14 protein-coding genes are annotated in these 17,526 nt (G+C 73.8%); 8 read left to right on the forward strand and 6 right to left on the reverse strand.

All coding sequences use genetic code 11. The annotated features are described in order from the left end of the window. Window positions 1-35: 35 nt before the first annotated feature. Complete coding sequence (locus tag ACZ5ID_RS25915; RefSeq protein ID WP_468902638.1) at window positions 36-1,952, forward strand: S53 family peptidase; 1,917 nt, start codon at window positions 36-38, stop codon at window positions 1,950-1,952. 342 nt (window positions 1,953-2,294) lie between these two features. On the opposite strand, the gene ACZ5ID_RS25920 is transcribed toward ACZ5ID_RS25915, so the two are convergent. Further along, entirely contained in the window at window positions 2,295-3,125 is an 831-nt protein-coding gene (locus tag ACZ5ID_RS25920; RefSeq protein ID WP_468902364.1) for an alpha/beta fold hydrolase, read from the reverse strand. Further along, window positions 3,122-3,799 (reverse strand): DUF998 domain-containing protein, encoded by a 678-nt coding sequence (locus tag ACZ5ID_RS25925; RefSeq protein ID WP_468902366.1) that lies wholly within the window; start codon window positions 3,797-3,799, stop codon window positions 3,122-3,124. The genes ACZ5ID_RS25920 and ACZ5ID_RS25925 overlap by 4 nt, the downstream gene beginning before the upstream one ends. Before the next feature lie 105 nt (window positions 3,800-3,904). Between ACZ5ID_RS25925 and ACZ5ID_RS25930 the strand changes: the two genes are divergently transcribed. The 3 genes from ACZ5ID_RS25930 to ACZ5ID_RS25940 all read left to right on the forward strand — a co-directional run bounded on the left by ACZ5ID_RS25930 (window position 3,905) and on the right by ACZ5ID_RS25940 (window position 7,915). Further along, entirely contained in the window at window positions 3,905-4,390 is a 486-nt protein-coding gene (locus tag ACZ5ID_RS25930; protein WP_468902369.1) for a hypothetical protein, read from the forward strand. 66 nt (window positions 4,391-4,456) lie between these two features. Further along, window positions 4,457-6,088, forward strand: a complete 1,632-nt coding sequence (locus tag ACZ5ID_RS25935; RefSeq protein WP_468902373.1) for a multicopper oxidase family protein — start codon at window positions 4,457-4,459, stop codon at window positions 6,086-6,088. Window positions 6,089-6,166: 78 nt separating this feature from the next. Beyond that, window positions 6,167-7,915, forward strand: a complete 1,749-nt coding sequence (locus tag ACZ5ID_RS25940; RefSeq protein WP_468902376.1) for an NAD+ synthase — start codon at window positions 6,167-6,169, stop codon at window positions 7,913-7,915. An 18-nt stretch (window positions 7,916-7,933) separates the two neighbouring features. On the opposite strand, the gene ACZ5ID_RS25945 is transcribed toward ACZ5ID_RS25940, so the two are convergent. Beyond that, complete coding sequence (locus ACZ5ID_RS25945; protein ID WP_468902379.1) at window positions 7,934-8,956, reverse strand: endonuclease/exonuclease/phosphatase family protein; 1,023 nt, start codon at window positions 8,954-8,956, stop codon at window positions 7,934-7,936. A gap of 305 nt (window positions 8,957-9,261) precedes the next feature. Between ACZ5ID_RS25945 and panB the strand changes: the two genes are divergently transcribed. From panB to ACZ5ID_RS25960, 3 genes are all read left to right on the forward strand, one after another. Beyond that, window positions 9,262-10,137 carry a 3-methyl-2-oxobutanoate hydroxymethyltransferase gene (gene panB, locus ACZ5ID_RS25950; protein WP_468902382.1) on the forward strand — a complete coding sequence of 292 codons (876 nt, stop codon included), beginning with the start codon at window positions 9,262-9,264 and terminating at the stop codon, window positions 10,135-10,137. 161 nt (window positions 10,138-10,298) lie between these two features. Continuing rightward, window positions 10,299-11,324 (forward strand): ATP-binding cassette domain-containing protein, encoded by a 1,026-nt coding sequence (locus ACZ5ID_RS25955; protein WP_468902384.1) that lies wholly within the window; start codon window positions 10,299-10,301, stop codon window positions 11,322-11,324. After that, window positions 11,321-12,175, forward strand: coding sequence for an ABC transporter permease (locus ACZ5ID_RS25960; protein ID WP_468902387.1), 855 nt, complete (start codon window positions 11,321-11,323; stop codon window positions 12,173-12,175). Before ACZ5ID_RS25955 ends, ACZ5ID_RS25960 begins: the two co-directional genes overlap by 4 nt. Before the next feature lie 13 nt (window positions 12,176-12,188). On the opposite strand, the gene ACZ5ID_RS25965 is transcribed toward ACZ5ID_RS25960, so the two are convergent. Beyond that, entirely contained in the window at window positions 12,189-15,524 is a 3,336-nt protein-coding gene (locus tag ACZ5ID_RS25965; protein ID WP_468902640.1) for an AfsR/SARP family transcriptional regulator, read from the reverse strand. A 167-nt stretch (window positions 15,525-15,691) separates the two neighbouring features. On the opposite strand from ACZ5ID_RS25965, the gene ACZ5ID_RS25970 reads away from it, so the two are divergent. Further along, complete coding sequence (locus ACZ5ID_RS25970; RefSeq protein WP_468902390.1) at window positions 15,692-16,492, forward strand: site-2 protease family protein; 801 nt, start codon at window positions 15,692-15,694, stop codon at window positions 16,490-16,492. Here the strand turns inward: ACZ5ID_RS25970 and ACZ5ID_RS25975 are convergent. Next, a complete protein-coding gene (locus ACZ5ID_RS25975) occupies window positions 16,482-16,673 on the reverse strand; it encodes a hypothetical protein (protein ID WP_468902392.1) in 192 nt (63 codons plus the stop codon). The genes ACZ5ID_RS25970 and ACZ5ID_RS25975 overlap by 11 nt on opposite strands. Window positions 16,674-16,738: 65 nt before the next feature. Next, window positions 16,739-17,452 carry an NADPH-dependent F420 reductase gene (gene npdG / locus ACZ5ID_RS25980; RefSeq protein WP_468902395.1) on the reverse strand — a complete coding sequence of 238 codons (714 nt, stop codon included), beginning with the start codon at window positions 17,450-17,452 and terminating at the stop codon, window positions 16,739-16,741. Window positions 17,453-17,526 lie beyond the last annotated feature (74 nt).

Genomic DNA, 17,526 nt, shown 5'->3' on the forward strand with positions numbered 1-17,526 from the left:
TGAGAACAAGCCGCACCAGGCGGCGTGCCGTGAGCATGGCAGCGACACTGCCTCTGCTCGCCGGCGCGCTCGCTCTCGGCATACCGTCCGCCCACGCGGCGGACCCCGTGCCGTCCGGGCGGGCCGCCCTCGCGGGCACCAAGCCCGCGTGGGCCACCGGCGCCGCGGACCAGGGCGCCACGGCGGACACGAACAAGGTCGACGCGCGGGTCTACCTCGCCGGCCGTGACGCCGAGGGTCTCGCCGCGTACGCCGCGGCCGTGTCGGACCCGAACTCCGCGTCGTACGGGAAGTACCTGAACGCCGCGCAGACGCAGCAGCGCTTCGGGGCGACCCAGGAGCAGGTCGCGGCGGTCACCGCCTGGCTGAAGTCGGCCGGTCTGACCGTCACGGGCACCAACCAGCACTACGTCTCGGTCTCCGGCGACGTCGCCGCGGCGGAGAAGGCGTTCGCCACCGAGCTGCACAACTACCGCAAGGGCGCCCGTACCTACCGCGCCCCGGTGAAGACCGCCTCCGCGCCGGGCGCGCTGGCCCACGCGGTGCTCACCGTGACGGGCCTGGACAACGCCCCGCACAAGGCGACGCACCACGACACGCTGCCCGGTCCGGGCCCCGCCTTCAAGAACTCCGGGCCGTTCTCGACGTACTACGGCTCGAACATCGCCACCACCCTGCCGGACGCGTACGGCACCAAGGTCCCGTACGCGGTCAAGGGGTACACCGGCACGCAGCTGCGCGCGGCGTACGGCGCGGGCCGCTACACCGGCAAGGGCGTGACGGTCGCGATCACCGACGCGTACGCCTCGCCGACGATGGCGAAGGACGCCCAGCGGTACGCGCTGCGCAACGGCGACAAGGCGTACAAGCGCGGCCAGTACAGCGAGGTGAAGCCCGCCGACTACAACAGCGTGGAGGCGTGCGACGCGGCCGGCTGGTACGGCGAGGAGTCCCTGGACGTCGAGGCCGTGCACGCGGTCGCGCCGGACGCGGACATCGTGTACGTGGCGGGCGCGTCCTGCAACGACCCGGATCTGCTCGACGCGCTGAACAAGGTCGTCGATCACCGTCTCGCCGACATCGTCTCCAACTCGTGGGGCGACATCGAGGCCAACGAGACGCCGGACGTGGCGGCGGCCTACGACCAGACGTTCAAGCTGGGCGCGGTCGAGGGCATCGGCTTCTACTTCTCCTCCGGCGACGACGGCGACGAGGTCGCCAACACCGGCAAGAAGCAGGTCGACACCCCGGCCAACTCGGCGTGGGTGACGGCGGTCGGCGGCACCTCGCTGGCGGTCGGCAAGGGCGACACGTACAAGTTCGAGACGGGCTGGGGCACGCTGAAGTCCACCCTCTCGGCCGACGGCAAGAGCTGGACGAACTTCCCCGGGGCGTACACCTCGGGCGCGGGTGGCGGCACCAGCTCCACGGTGAAGCAGCCGTTCTACCAGCGGGGCGTCGTGCCCGACTCGCTCGCCAAGGCGAACGGCGCGGCGCGGATGCGCACCGTCCCGGACATCGCGGCGGTCGCGGACCCCAACACGGGCTTCCTGGTCGGCCAGACGCAGACGTTCCCGGACAAGTCGGTGAAGTACGACGAGTACCGCATCGGTGGTACGTCGCTGGCGGCGCCGGTGATCGCGGGTGTGCAGGCGCTGGCACAGCAGGCGCGGCACTTCCCGATCGGGTTCGCGAACCCGTCGATCTACGCGCGCTACGGCTCGCCGCTGTACCACGACGTCACGGACCACCCGCTGGGTGCGCGTGGCCTCGCGGTGGCGCGGGTGGACTTCGTGAACTCGGTCGACGCGTCGGGTGGCCTGGCCACGTCGGTGCGGACGCTGGGGGCGGACAGTTCGCTGCACGCGGTGCGCGGGTATGACGACGTGACGGGTGTGGGTACGCCGTCGCGGGGTTATGTGGCGTCGTACGGGTACGGCTTCCGCCGGTAGTTCGGGTGGGGCGCGGGCCGCCTGTGCCGATCGCACAGCCCCCCGCGCCCCTTCAGGGCCCGGACTTTCACCTGCCGACCGGTGGGGGTCGCTCGCGCAGTTCCCCGCGCCCCTGAGGCCTGGGGCTGCGCCCCGGCCTCCCCTCCCCCGGACCATGGCGTCCCGGGGCAGGCGTGCGACCCAAGGGGCGCGGGGAACTGCGCGATCAGCCCCCACCGGCCCGCAGATCACCACACACCACGGCGCAGGGGCGCAGCCCCAGCCTTCAGGGGCGCGGGGAACTGCGCGAGCAACCCTCCACCGGCCCGCGGGTAACCACACCGCAGCGCGCAGCCCCACCCCTCAGGGGTGCGTGGAGGGCCGCAACACCCCCTCCACCACCGCCCCCGCCGCATCCAGCATCACCAGATGCCCCGCCCCCTGCACCACCACCAGCCCCCCTCCCAGCACATCCGCCAGCTCCCGCTGCCGCGTCAGCCACCGGGGGCCGCCCGCGCCGCCCGCCAGGACCGTCACCGGGACGGACGGCAGGGGGAAGCGGTCGCGGAGGGTGAGGAGTTCGGCGGCGACGGGGAGGTAGCGGGCGTTCTCCAGGAGCAGGCCCCGCCACACCCGCGACGTCCGGTAGCACGCCCGGACCAGCGCCCGCCCCGCCGGATCACCCCCGCCCGTACGCGACAACCGGACCGTGGCCCGCCGCAGCAGCGGGCCGAGCGCCGCCGGCATCCCCGCCGCCGCCAGCACCGCCCCGGCCGCCCGCGCCGCCGCCACCCGCGCCCCCGCCGCCACCGGCACCCGTACATCCGGCTCCACACTGGAGTCCACCAGGACGAGCGCGGCCGTGCGGTGCGGGTACAGCCGGGCGAAGGCCTCGGCGTGGAAGCCCGCGATCGAGTGCCCCACCACCGTCACCGGCCCGGCCACCCCCGCCGCGTCCAGCACCGCCGCGATCCGGTCGGCCTCCCCCGAGGCCGTCGGCGGCGCCGGGACCGGGCCGGAGAGGCCGTGGCCGGGGCGGTCGAAGCGGACGACCGTGCGGTGCGGGGCGAGCAGCGCGGCCACCTCGTCCCAGTCGAACCAGGCCATGCCCAGGCCCGCGCTGAGCAGCACGGGCGGACCGTCGCCCGCCACCACCACGTGGTGCGGCACCCCGTCGATCCGTACAAAGGTCATACTCGATTCTCGCGCCCGACCGCGTACGCGAGCACCCCCAGCCACACCGCCACGACCAGTACCTGCGTCCGCTGCCCGGCCCCCAGCCACCAGGTGCCGCGCCCGGCCTCGAACGCGGCGACAGCCACCAGCGTCCACACCGTGGCGGCCACCTCGAGCGCCAGCAGGACCGGCCCGGACCGGGCCAGCGGGGCCCACCGGCCGTAGCGGCGGGCGGCGACCGTGAGCGCCACGACGGCGGCCAGCGCGCCGGTCATCGCGAGGCTGCTGCTCACCACGTGCGCGGCGTGCGTGGCCGGGACCAGACCGGCCGTCTCCCGGGCCGCGCACTCGGGGTCGGCGGTCGGCGCGCAGCTCAGCGGGAGCCGGGAGTCGGCCACGGTCGCCGCGCCGAACAGCACGAGCCCCGACCACCCGGCCACCGACCAGCCCCGCCGGTCGCACCGCCACAGCGCCCACGCCGACCCGGAGAGCACCAGCACCCCGGCCGTCAGATCGGTGGCCCGGAAGAGCCCGCCGAGCGGCTGGTCGGCCGCGGCGAGCTCGCTCACGTACGTCTGGACGGGGTCGAGCCCGGTATGGAGGACCACTTCGAGCACCCACGCGGTGTACGAGAGGGCGCCGAGCGCCAGCAGGATCACGGCGGGCCGGACGCGTGAACCGATCGGGTGCATGGTGGCGCTGATGGTACTTATCGCGGTCTCCTCATGGGCCCATGCTCACCGCGGCGCCCCGGCCCCGCACGTCGGGGTATACCGGGTGGGGGTAAGGTGCGGTCCATGGGGAGCGGGCGCGGGACGACGGTGTACGGGCAGCTGCTGCTCTGCGCCGCGCTGCTCCTCGGCATCTTCACGATGCACACGCTCGGGCACCCGGTCGGGCACCGGGCCGGGCACTCCTCCTCGACGACGGCTGCGGAGCACTCCACGGCGCCCTCCCCGAGGACCCTCTCGATGTCCTCCACGGCGTCCTCCCCGGGGACCCTCTCGATGGCCTCCTCGATGTCCGGTGGGACGACCGCCGGAGCGCGGCACGTCGCCGCCCACCACCCCCACCGGCCCCTGCCCGGCATGGACCCGGGGTCCGTGTGTCTCGCGGTACTCGGGGTGTGGGGCCTCGCCCTGCTCGCCGCACGGCTGGTGTCGGCGCGCGGGCGGACGGCCGGCGCTGCCGTCGCGCGCGGCCGGACACCGCGGCCCCGGTGGCCCGACCCTCCCCCTCCCTACGGGAGTTCCGTCGCCGCCTTGTCGGTACTGCGCCAGTAGGAGCGCGCGAAGCAGGAGACGCGCCCCTACCCGTTCGCACACCCACACCACGAGGTGCACCCCGTCATGTCCGCACACCCCACCCGACGCGCCGTGCTCGGCGCCACCACCGCCGTCGCGGGCGGCGCCCTGCTCGCCGCCTGCTCGGGATCCGGTTCCATGGACGGCACGGCCCACGGCACGGCCCACGGCGCCGGGCCGTCGGCGGCCCCCGGCGGCTTCGTCGACCCGGCCGGGCCCGAGGTCGCCGCCGCCGAGGCCCGGCGCGGCTCCGGGCGCGTCCGCGAGGTCCGGCTCACCGCCACCGCGACCCCGCTCGACCTGGGCGGCCGTACCGTCCGGTCCTGGGCGTACGGCGACCGGCTGCCGGGGCAGGAGGTGCGGGTCACCGCGGGCGACACGCTCGCGGTGACCCTCGCCAACCACCTCCCCGAGCCGACCTCGCTGCACTGGCACGGCCTCGCCCTGCGCAACGACATGGACGGCGTGCCGGGCCTGACCCAGCGGCCCGTCGCGCCGGGCGCGTCCTTCGCCTACCGGTTCGCCGTCACCCACCCCGGCACCTACTGGTTCCACCCGCACTCGGGCGTCCAGCAGGACCGGGGGCTCTACGCCCCGCTGATCGTCGAGGACCCCAAGGAGCCGCTGGGGTACGACCGGGAGTGGGTCGTGGTGCTGGACGACTGGGTCGACGGGCTGGACGGCTCCACCCCGGACGCGGTCCTCGCGGAGCTGCGCGCCGGAATGGGCGGCGCCCCCGGGGAGGACATGGGAGACATGGCCGGGGCGGGCGGCATGGACCACTCCGGGCACGCCATGCCCGGGACGGCGGCACCCGCGCCCCGTCCGGCCCGCCCCACCGGCCCCTCCCGCATGCTCATGGGCGCCACCAGCCCGCTGCTGGGCGGCGACGCGGGCGATGTCGCGTATCCGTACTACCTCGTCAACGGCCGTACCCCGCAGGCCCCTTCCTCCTTCACGGCCCGGCCGGGCGACCGCATCCGGCTGCGGATCGTCAACGCGGGCGGCGACACCGCCTTCCGGGTGGCGCTCGGCGGCCATGAGCTGACCGTGACCCACGCGGACGGCTTCCCGGTCCGGCACACCCCGGCGGACGCGCTGCTGATCGGTATGGGCGAGCGGTACGACGTGCTGGTCACGGCGGGCGACGGGGTGTTCCCGCTGGTGGCGCGGGCCGAGGGGAAGGACGCGGGGGCGCTCGCGGTACTGCGCACCGGCGGCGGGGCCGCGCCCGACGCCTCCGTACGCCCCGGGGAGCTCACCGGGCGGCTGCTCACGGCCGGCCGGCTCGTGCCGGACGCGTCGGTGGCGCTGCCCGCCAAGGCGCCCGACCGGACGGTGAGGCTGACGCTGACCGGCGGGATGGCGAAGTACGACTGGGCCTTCGACGGACAGCCCTACCGGTCCGACGCGCGGCATCCGGTCCGCGCCGGTGAGCGGGTGCGGCTGGTCTTCGCCAACACGACCGCGATGTGGCATCCGGTGCATCTGCACGGTCACACCTTCGCGCTGGCGGGCGGCGCGGGCGGGGCCCGCAAGGACACGGCCCTGGTCCTGCCGGGGAAGACGCTGACCGTGGACTTCGACGCGGACAACCCGGGGCTGTGGATGGTCCACTGCCACAACGTCTACCACTCGGAGGCCGGGATGATGACGGTCCTGGGCTACCGGAAGTAGGCCGGTGAGGGGGAGGGAGCGGGGCGCCGCGCCGCGCTCCACCCCCCATCGCGTCGCTTTGACGATTACACTGGCGGGGTGCCTCAACTACGTCTCGCTCTGAATCAGATCGACTCGACCGTCGGCGACATCGCCCAGAACGCCGAGGCCGTCGTGCGCCGGACCCGGCACTGCGCCGAGCAGGGGGCGCACCTCGCCGCCTTCCCCGAGATGATGCTGACCGGCTACCCCGTGGAGGACCTGGCGCTGCGGTCCTCGTTCGTCGAGGCGTCCCGGCAGGCGCTGACCGCTCTGGCGGCGCGGCTGGCCGCCGAGGGCCTGGGTGAGCTGCCGGTGGTCGTCGGCTATCTGGACCGGTCCGAGGCGCGCCCCCGCTACGGCCAGCCCGCGGGCGCCCCGCGCAACGCGGGCGCCGTGCTGCACCGGGGCGAGGTCGTGCTCCGGTACGCCAAGCACCATCTGCCCAACTACGGCGTCTTCGACGAGTTCCGCTACTTCGTGCCGGGCGACACCCTGCCGGTGATCCGGGTCCACGGGGTGGACGTGGCCCTCGCCATCTGCGAGGACCTCTGGCAGGACGGCGGCCGGGTCCCGGCCACCCGCTCCGCCGGGGCCGGGCTCCTGCTCTCCGTCAACGCCTCCCCCTACGAGCGGAACAAGGACGACACCCGTCTGGAGCTGGTCCGCAGGCGCGCCCGGGAGGCCGGGTGCACCACCGCCTATCTGGCGATGACGGGCGGTCAGGACGACCTGGTCTTCGACGGCGACTCGATCGTGGTGGACCGGGACGGCGAGGTCGTCGCCCGCGCCCCGCAGTTCACCGAGGACTGCGTACTGCTCGACCTGGAGCTGCCGGCGGCGGGCCCGGTCCCGTCCGGGACGGTCGACGACGGACTGCGGATCGAGCATGTGACGCTGTCGGGCGAGCCCGTCGCGGCGTACGAGCCGGAGCACACCGGCGGGCAGGCGGAGCGGCTCGACGACGACGCGGAGGTCTACTCGGCGCTGGTCACCGGGCTGCGCGCCTATGTCGTCAAGAACGGCTTCCGGTCCGTACTGATCGGGCTGTCCGGGGGTATCGACTCGGCGCTGGTCGCCGCGATCGCCTGCGACGCGGTGGGCGCGGAGAACGTGTACGGCGTGTCGATGCCGTCCCCGTACTCCTCGGAGCACTCCAGGAGCGACGCGGCCGAGCTGGCCCGGCGCACCGGTCTGAACCTGCGCACGGTGAGCATCGAGCCGATGTTCAGCGCGTACATGACCTCACTGGGCCTGACCGGGCTCGCCGAGGAGAACCTCCAGTCGCGGCTGCGCGGCACCATGCTGATGGCGATCTCCAACCAGGAGGGGCACCTGGTCCTCGCGCCGGGCAACAAGTCCGAGCTGGCGGTGGGGTACTCGACGCTGTACGGCGACTCCGTCGGCGGGTACGGGCCGATCAAGGACGTCTACAAGACGACCGTCTTCCGCCTCGCCCGGTGGCGCAACAGGGCGGCGGAGGAGCGGGGCGAGGTCGCGCCCATCCCGGAGAACTCGATCAGCAAGCCGCCCAGCGCCGAGCTGCGCCCGGGGCAGGTCGACACGGACTCGCTGCCGGACTACCCGGTCCTGGACGCGATCCTGTCGCTGTACGTCGACCGCGACCAGGGCCGCGAGGCGATCGTGGCGGCCGGGTTCGACGCGGAGCTGGTGGCGAGGACGCTGCGGCTGGTGGACGCGGCCGAGTACAAGCGGCGGCAGTACCCGCCGGGCACCAAGATCTCCGCGAAGGGCTTCGGCAAGGACCGGCGGCTGCCGATCACCAACCGGTGGCGCGAGTCGGTCTGAGGGCCGCCGGCCACCGGCTCAGATCTTCAGCCTGGCCGCGATCGGCAGGTGGTCGCTGGGGGTGCGCCCCAGCGTCCACGACGACTTCGGCTCGACGCCCTTGACCATGATCTGGTCGATCCGGGCCATCGGGAACGACGCCGGCCAGGTGAAGCCGAAGCCGTTGCCCGCCGCGCCCTGGGTGGAGCGCATCTGCGAGGTGATGTTGTTCAGGGCGCGGTCGTTCATGGTGCCGTTGAGGTCGCCGAGCAGGACCACCTTCCTCAGCGACTCGCCCGCGATCGCGTCGCCCAGGGCGTCCGCGCTGGCGTCCCGCTGGCGGGCGGTGAACCCGGCGCTCAGCTTCACCCGGACCGAGGGCATGTGCGCCACGTACACCTTCACCTGGCCGGCCGGGGTGCTCACGGTGGCCCGCATGGCGCGGGTCCAGCCCATCTTGATGTCGACCGGCTCGGCGTCGCTCAGCGGGAACCGGGACCACAGGCCGACCGTGCCCTGCACCGAGTGGTGCGGATAGGCCGCGGCGAGCGCCTTCTCGTACGCGCCGACGCTGTTGCCGGGCAGCTCCTCCAGGGCGAGGACGTCGGCGCCGGAGGCGATGAGGTCGCGGGCGGTGCCGGCCGGGTCGGGGTTGTCGGCGTTCACGTTGTGGGTGGCGACGACCAGGTTGCCGCCCTTGCTCTCCTTGTCGGTGAGCAGTCCGCCGAAGAGGTTCAGCCAGACCACCGCCGGCAGGACCAGGGCGATCAGCGCGGTCGCCGAGCGGCGCCACAGGGCGAGGCCGAGGAGCACCGGGACGAACAGGCCCAGCCACGGCAGGAAGGTTTCCGTGAGGCTGCCCAGGTTGCCGATCCGGTTGGGGATCTTGGCGTGCACCAGCATGACCAGGGCGATCAGCACCGCGGCCCCGGCCAGGACCAGGCCGCGCCGCCAGATGCCGGGGTCGTTGCGCCAGCCGTCCAGCAGGCGCCGGACCCGGGATCCGGAGCGCTCGCCCTCCGCGCTGCCGCTCCCCGTCTCCGCCACGTACGCCCGCGTCATACCGCTGTCCTCACTGCCTTGCCGTTCGCACACCGTCGCCCCGATGACCCTAGGCGATGAAGGGTGCCTTTCCCTGCTGTCGTACTGCCTCGATGACGACCGCACGCCGCGCCGGGTTCCCACAGGTCACGGCCAGAGGGGTGGCTGTGACAAAACGCGCATATTTGCGGCCCAGAGTGGTTTAAAGCTCATCCAATTACGTGACTCTGGCACCCACTTCCCGTCGGCGGGGGTGGGATGCCACCATGGAAGTGGTCCGGAGACGCCGTCAGGGCGCTTCGAGATGACGAACAGGAGCCGTTGCGATGACGCAACAGATCAAGGCTGCGCAGAATCCGCCCGCACGTTCCGACAGCAGCAAGGCGCTGTACGGGGGCACGTCCACGCGCCGCGTCACCATCCACGACATCGCCTCCGCCAAGGCGCGGGGCGAGAAGTGGCCCATGCTCACCGCGTACGACGCGATGACCGCCTCCGTCTTCGACGAGGCCGGCATCCCGGTCCTGCTCGTGGGCGACTCGATGGGCAACTGCCACCTCGGCTACGAGACGACCGTCCCGGTCACGCTCGACGAGATCGCCATGCTCTCCGCCGCGGTCGTCCGGGGCACCAGGCGCGCCCTCGTCGTCGCGGACCTGCCGTTCGGCACCTACCAGGAGGGCCCGGTGCAGGCGCTGCGCAGCGCCACCCGCCTGGTCAAGGAGGCCGGCGTCGGGGCCGTCAAGCTGGAGGGCGGCGAGCGCTCGCTGGCCCAGACGGAGCTGCTTGTGCAGTCCGGCATCCCGGTCATGGCCCACCTTGGCCTGACCCCGCAGTCCGTGAAAGCCATGGGCTACCGGGTGCAGGGCCGCTCCGACGAGGCCGCGCACCAGCTGCTGCGGGACGCCAAGGCCGCGGAGTCCGCGGGCGCGTTCGCGGTGGTGCTGGAGCTCGTCCCGGCCGAGGTGGCCGCCGAGATCACGCGCTCGCTGCACATCCCGACGGTCGGGATCGGCGCGGGGGTGTCGTGCGACGCGCAGGTGCTGGTGTACACCGACATGGTCGGGCTCACCGGCGGGAAGGTGCCGCGGTTCACCAAGCAGTACGCGGACATGCGCCGCATCCTCGGTGACGCCGCCAAGGAGTTCGCGGGCGAGGTGGCGGGCGGCGCGTTCCCCGCGGAGGAGCACACCTTCCACTGAGCCCTGGCGTGACGCGGGGCGGTGGCGCACCCGCCACCGCCCCGCGTTCCTGAGAGGTCCCACAGCCCGCCGGCGACTCCTGTCGGCGGGCTGTCGGCGTCCGCGGGCGTCTGTAGGCGGGATGTCGGTGGATTGTCGGTGGGGCCTGGCACCTTGAGGGCATGACGCGAATCGACGACAACCCCGAAGGCGGCGCGGCCAACGCCGTCACGGTGCGGGGGCTGGTGAAGCACTTCGGCGACACCAAGGCGCTGGACGGCGTGGACCTGGACGTACGCGAGGGCACGGTCCTCGGAGTCCTGGGTCCCAACGGCGCCGGCAAGACCACCCTCGTCCGCTGCCTGTCCACCCTGATCGTGCCGGACGCCGGCACCGCCCACGTCGCCGGGTACGACGTGGTGCGCCAGCCCCGCCAGCTGCGCCGCACCATAGGCCTCACCGGGCAGTACGCCTCGGTGGACGAGAAGCTGTCCGGCTGGGAGAACTTGTACATGATCGGGCGGCTGCTCGATCTGTCCCGCAGGGACGCCCGGGCCCGCGCCGACGAGCTCCTGGAGCGCTTCTCGCTCACCGAGGCGGCGAAGCGGCCCGCGATGAACTACTCGGGCGGTATGCGCCGCCGGCTCGACCTCGCGGCCTCGATGATCGGCAGGCCGGCCGTGCTCTACCTGGACGAGCCGACCACCGGTCTGGACCCGCGCACCCGCAACGAGGTGTGGGACGAGGTCCAGCGGATGGTGGCCGAGGGCGCCACCGTGCTGCTCACCACCCAGTACATGGAGGAGGCCGAGCAGCTGGCGAGCGAGCTGACGGTCATCGACCGCGGCAAGGTCGTCGCCAACGGCGGTATCAACGAGCTGAAGGCGAAGGTCGGCGGCCGGACGCTCCAGATCCGCCCCACCGACCCGGCGCAGCTCGGCGCGATGGCGCGGGCCATCACCGAGGCCGGTCTCGACGGGGTCTCCGGCACCCAGGCGGTCCCCGACGAGGGCCTGCTGAACGTGCCGATCCTCAGCGACGAGCAGCTGACCGCCGTGGTCGGCCTGCTGGGCGCCCGCGGTTACGGCATCGCCCACATCGGCACCCATCTGCCCAGCCTGGACGAGGTGTTCCTGGCCATCACCGGCCAGAAGCCCACGCTCCAGGACTCCGAGAGCGACGAAACGACCGAGGAGGTCGCGGCATGAGCACCGCCACCACCGCCCAGGCGGCCCCCGCGAAGCAGCCCACCGGCATCCGCCCGCCCGTCATGGACGCCGACGGCCGGATCGGGCCGCGCGCCAATCTGCGGCACATCGGCGCCCTGGTGCGCCGCAACGCCCTCCAGATCAAGCAGGACCCGGAGTCGATGTTCGACGCCGTGTTCATGCCGATCATCTTCACCCTGCTGTTCGTGTACGTGTTCGGCGGCGCGGTCTCCGGCAAGGGCAACCAGGACGCGTACGTCAACTACCTGATCCCGGGCCTGATGGCGATGCAGGGCCTGAACATCGCGATGGCGGTCGGCACCGGCATCAACGACGACTTCAAGAAGGGGGTGATGGACCGGTTCCGGACCATGCCCATCGCGCGGTCGTCGGTACTGATAGCCAAGATCGTGGTCGAGATCGGCCGCATGATCGTCGCCACCACGATCCTGCTGATCATGGGCTTCATCCTCGGACTGTCCATCCACACCTCCGTCCTCGAACTGCTCGCGGCGGTCGGCCTGTCGCTGGTGTTCGGCGCCTCGCTGATGTGGATCTTCATCCTGCTGGGTCTCACCATGAAGACGGCCCAGGCCGTCCAGGGAGTGGCGATGCTCGTGCTGATGCCGCTGCAGTTCGGCTCGTCGATCTTCGCCAAGCCGACCACCATGCCGGGCTGGCTGCAGACCTTCACGGACTACAACCCGCTCTCCAACCTCGCGGACGCCGCCCGCAACCTGGTCAACGGCGGCCCGGTCGCCCACTCGGCGCTGATGACGCTGGGCTGGGCGGTGGCGATCACCGTGGTGACGGCTCCGCTCGCGGTCGCCAAGTTCCGCAAGCGGACGTGACGGTGACGGGACGTCAGTCCCGCTCCCGCTGCGCCAGGGCGGCGGCCTCCTCCAGCGAGAGGCCGCCGCCCTCGGCGTACGCGGCGGCGTAGGCGGCCTCGTCGAGCAGCGGGCGGACCAGCGCCTCCACCTTCTCCCGTACCTCCACCTCCATCGAGGAGGCGTAGTGGATCGCCGGCATCAGGGTGTCGTGCGCCCCGATCAGCCGCGCGGCGTCATGGGCGGCCCCGGCGCCGGGCTCCGCCGCTCCGGCCCACGCCCAGGCGACCGAGAGCAGGTGCACCGGGACCATCTGGGGCGCCACCACCAGCGCCATCGGCGCCACCGAACGGGCGAGCGCCGCGCGGGAGTCCACCAGGGCCTTGTCGTAGGCGCCCTCCATGTTCTCCAGCCAGGCCCGGATGCCGATCACGAAGCCCTCGAAGAGCGCGAGGTTGCTGGCCATGAACTCCTCCAGCATCACCGCGATCTGCTCGTGCGCCTCAGCCAGGCGCCCGGTGCGGCCCAGCCACATCGCCAGGAACATCCGGGCGGCGGGCTGCGCCTCGTACCCCGCCTGGCGGCCCGCGGCGACGATCTCGCGCAGCATCGCCTCGCCCCGCTCGCCCTCGCCGGTCTCCAGCAGCACCGAGGCGAGCCGCGCCTTCAAAAGCGACACCTGGCCCTGGGCGCCGAGCCGTTCGGCGTACCGCACGGCCTCGCTGTAGTCCTCGCCCGCCAGCGCGTACTCACCGCGCCGCTCCCGGGCCTCGCCGCGCGCCGACAGCGCCTCGGCGGCGCCCCAGTCGTCGCCGAGGCGGCGGAAGATGTCCAGCCCCGCCTCGGCGTCGCGGGTGGCCTCCCCGGCCCAGTCGCCGCGGTTGGCCAGGACGTTGGCCCGTATCTGGAGGGCGTTGGCGAGCTCCCACTCGTAACCGAACTCCTCACAGGCCGCGACCGTCGCGTCCAGCAGCTCCCGGAGCGCCTGGGCGTCACTGGTCATGATCACCGGGAAGAACCAGAGCGCGCCGGGCATCCGGCAGGTCTGCGGCAGCCCCGGCCGGTAGACGCCCACGATGGCGCGCAGCCGCTGCTCCGCCTCGGGCGTCGTCCAGTCGTCGCCGGTGTGGTCCATGGAGGCCAGCAGGAACAGCCGCACCCCGCGCCGGGCCTCCTGGAGCACCTCGGGCTCCATGGGCGGCGGGCTGTCGGTGCAGCGCGCGAAGACCGGGGGCGCGGGCTCGGCGGGCGGCGCGAACGGGTCGGGCCCCAGCTCCGCCGTGGCCTGCGCCCAGCGGCGGGACTCGGCGCGCAGATCGCGCATGTGCCAGTACGAGGAGAGCGCGTGCACCATGCACAGCGCCTCCTGCTCGTCGGCGAGGTCCACGGCCCGGCGCAGCGCGGTGCGCAGGTTCTCGTACTCCCGCTCCAGGAGCTCGACCGCGGCGCGCTGCCCCCGCCCGCGCAGCTCGGGGTCGGTGGTCCGGGCCAGCTCGCGGTAGTGCACCAGATGGCGGCGTTCGGTGGGGCCCCGGTCGCCCGCGTCGTCGAGGCGCTCGGCGGCGTACTCGGCCACCGTCTCCAGGAGCCGGTAGCGCATCTCGCCGCCGTCCCCGGGCGCGGCGACCACCAGCGACTTGTCGACGAGGGAGCCCAGGAGCGGGGCGACGTCGCGGGCGGCGACGCCCTCGCCGTCCGCGCAGACCGCCTCGGCCGCCGCCAGGACGCAGCCGCCCGCGAAGACGGAGAGCCGCCGCAGCACCGTGCGCTCGGGGCCCTCCAGCAGGTCCCAGGACCAGTCGACGACCGCGCGCAGGGTCTGCTGACGCGGCAGTACGGTCCGGCTGCCGCTGGTCAGCAGGCGGAAGCGGTCGTCGAGCCGGTCCGCGATCTGGCGTGGCGTCAGCATCCGCAGACGGGCCGCGGCGAGCTCCACCGCCAGCGGCAGACCGTCCAGACGACGGCAGATCTCGGCGGCGGCCCCCGGGTCGTCCTCCACCCGGAACCCCGGCCGCGCCGCAGCGCCCCGGTCCGCGAGCAGCCGCAGCGCCACCGGCGCCGGCAGCGGCTCCACCGGCCGCACCACCTCGCCCGGCACGCCCAGCGGCTCCCGGCTGGTGGCGAGGATGGTCAGCCCCGGGCAGCGGGCGAGCAGATGCTCGGCGAGCGCGGCGGCGGCGTCGATCACATGCTCGCAGTTGTCCAGGAGCAGCAGCATCCGGCGGCGCTCGCAGTGCGTGGCGAGATGGGCCAGCGGGTCGCCCGCGGTGCGGTCGGCGGCCCTCAGCTCCTCGGCGCCGGCGCCGTGCAGCACGGTCTCGCGGGCGCCGACCGAGGTGAGGACGGCGGCGGGCACGGCCGCCGGGTCGGTCACCGGGGCGAGCTCGGCCAGCCACACCCCGTCCGGCCAGCCGTCCCCGGCCGCGCCGACGGCCTCGGCGGCCTCCTGGGAGAGCCGGGTCTTGCCCGCCCCGCCGGGCCCGAGCAGCGTCACCAGACGCGCGGCGCCCAGATCCCCCCGGATCGCCTCGATGTCGGCCTCGCGCCCCACGAAGGAGGTGAGCCGGGCGCGCAGATTGCCCAGGGCGGCGGGGCGGGCGGGCGCGGGAGCCGGTGCGGGCGCGGCGGGCGCGGCCGGGGGCGCGTCCGGGGTGTGCAGCAACGCGCCGTGCAGCGCCCGCAGTTCGGGGCCCGGGTCGGCGCCGAGGCGGTCGGCGAGGGTGCGGCGGACCTCCTCGTACGCGGCCAGCGCCTCGGCCGTGCGGCCCGCCGCGCGCAGGGCGCGGATGCGCAGGGTGTGCAGCGGCTCGTCGAGGGGGTGGGCGGCGCAGAGCGCGGCCAGCTCGGGCAGCACCTCCTCGGCCCGGCCCAGGGCGAGGGCCGCGGTGAGGCGGGCGCGGCGGGCCTCCAGACGGCGGGCCTCCCAGCGGGCGGCCTCCGCGGTCCGGTCGGGCAGGTCGGCGAGGACCGGGCCGGTCCACAGGGCCAGCGCGTCCTCCAGCCGGGACAGGGCCTTCGCCGGGTCGCCCTGCTCCAGGGCGCGGGCGCCCTCCCCGGCGAGCCGCTCGAACCGGTACAGGTCGATGTCGTCCGGCTCGGCGTCGAGCCGGTAGCCGCCGCCCTCCACCGAGGCGACCGCGCCGGGCCCGGCCGCCCTGCGCAGCCGGCCCACCAGCGCCTGGAGCGCCCCGGCCGCGTCGGCGGGCGGCTCCCCGTTCCACACCTCGTCGACGAGGTGGCCGACCGGGACCGTACGGCCGGGTCGCAGGGCGAGCACGGTCAGCAGGGCGCGCAGACGCGCCCCGCCGACGGCGACCGCCGTGCCTTCGGGGTTGAGCAGCTGGGTGGTGCCGATGATCCGGTAGCGCACCGCCCCATTGTCCGTGACGTACGCCTCCTCCGTGCCCAGGCCCGCCAACTCCCGGCCACGCGACGGTGACCAGGGGCGGAACTCCTGCGGGATGGCCGGACGTTCCCGGGGTATCACCTGTACGGTCGGGGCCGTCCGACCGCACTTCCACCCGGGGAGCCCCATCCATGGCCACCGCCACCTCGCGCCGCAGCGACCGGAGCGTCAGCCCGGTCTTCCTGGGGATCGCCGCCGTCACGGCGGTCGCCGGATGGGCGGTGTGGACGGGCTTCTCGACCGCGCCGGGCTTCGCCGTCTTCCTCTTCGTGACGGGCGCCTGGGTCGTGTCCCTGTGCCTGCACGAGTACGCGCACGCCCGCACCGCCCTGCACGGCGGGGACATCACGGTGGGCGCGAAGGGCTATCTGACGCTCAATCCGCTGAAGTACACGCACGCGATGCTGTCGATCGTGCTGCCGGTCATCTTCGTGATCATGGGCGGCATCGGTCTGCCGGGCGGCGCCGTCTTCATCGAGCACGGCCGGATCCGGGGCCGGTGGAAGCACAGCCTGATCGCGGCGGCGGGCCCGCTCACCAATGTGCTCTTCGCCGTCGTCTGCACGGCGCCGTTCTGGCTGCACGCGCTGGACGGTGTGCCCGCCGGGTTCCGCTACGCGCTGGCGTTCCTGGCGCTGCTCCAGGTGACGGCGGCGATCCTGAACTTCCTGCCCGTCCCGGGTCTCGACGGGTACGGGGTGATCGAGCCGTGGCTGTCGCACGGGGTGCGCCGCCAGATCGAGCCGTTCGCGCCCTTCGGGCTGCTCGCGGTCTTCGCGTTCCTGTGGGTGCCGTCGGTCAACAGCGTGTTCTTCGACGCCATCCACGCGGTGCTGCGCGGGCTCGGCGTCACCGAGTGGGACACCTACTGGGGCCAGCGCCTCTACCGCTTCTGGCAGGGCACGCCGGAGGTCCCCTCGCTCATCCGCTGACGGCCGCCGAGCGCCGGGCGTCGGCCTTCGCCCTGCGCAGGTAGTACCAGGCCATGTTCGAGGAGAGCCCGGCCAGCAGGATCCAGACGACACCGGTCCAGTTGCCCTGGACGAAGGAGACCACGGCCGCGGCGACCGCGAGGACGCAGACGACGAGGGCGTACAGAGCGAGGCGGGGCATGGGGTCGGCTCCTGTCCGGGTGCGGCGCTGATGCCCGTCCAGTGTCCCCCATGCCCCGGCCGGGCCTACACGTCGGTCACCCGCAGCCCGGCGTGCGCCTTGTAGCGGCGGTTGACGGAGATCAGGTTGGCCACCAGCGACTCCACCTGGTGGGCGTTTCGCAGCCGCCCGGCGAAGACGCCCCGCATCCCCGGGATGCGGGCGGCCAGCGCCTGCACCAGGTCGGTGTCGGCGCGGCTCTCGCCGAGCACCATCACATCGGTGTCGATCTCCTCGACCGAGGTGTCCTGGAGCAGCACGGCCGACAGGTGGTGGAAGGCGGCGGTGACCCGCGAGTCCGGCAGCAGCGCGGCGGCCTGCTCGGCGGCGCTGCCCTCCTCCGGCTTCAGGGCGTACGCGCCCTTCTTGTCGAAGCCGAGCGGGTTGACGCAGTCGACGACGAGCTTGCCGGCCAGCTCCTCGCGCAGCGCCTGAAGCGTCTTGGCGTGCCCGTCCCACGGCACGGCGACGATCACGATGTCGCTGCGGCGCGCGCACTCGGCGTTGTCCGCCCCCTCGACACCGAGGCCGAGCTCGTCGGCGGCGGCCCGCGCCCGCTCGGCGGCCCGCGAGCCGATGATCACCTTCTGGCCCGCGCGGGCCAGCCGGTAGGCGAGCCCCCGGCCCTGGTCGCCGGTGCCACCGAGGACACCGACGACCAGGCCGGAGACGTCGGGCAGGTCCCAGGGGTCCTTGGCGGCGGGCTTCGGGGTGTTCTCGGCGCTCTCAGTGGAAGTCATGGCCCGACCTTACGTCGCGTGCCCCGGGCCATCGCCCGCCCGGGTGAGGAGTGACGGATGCCGCCCGCCGGGGC

It is taken from the genome of Streptomyces sp. NPDC031670, from assembly GCF_055580545.1.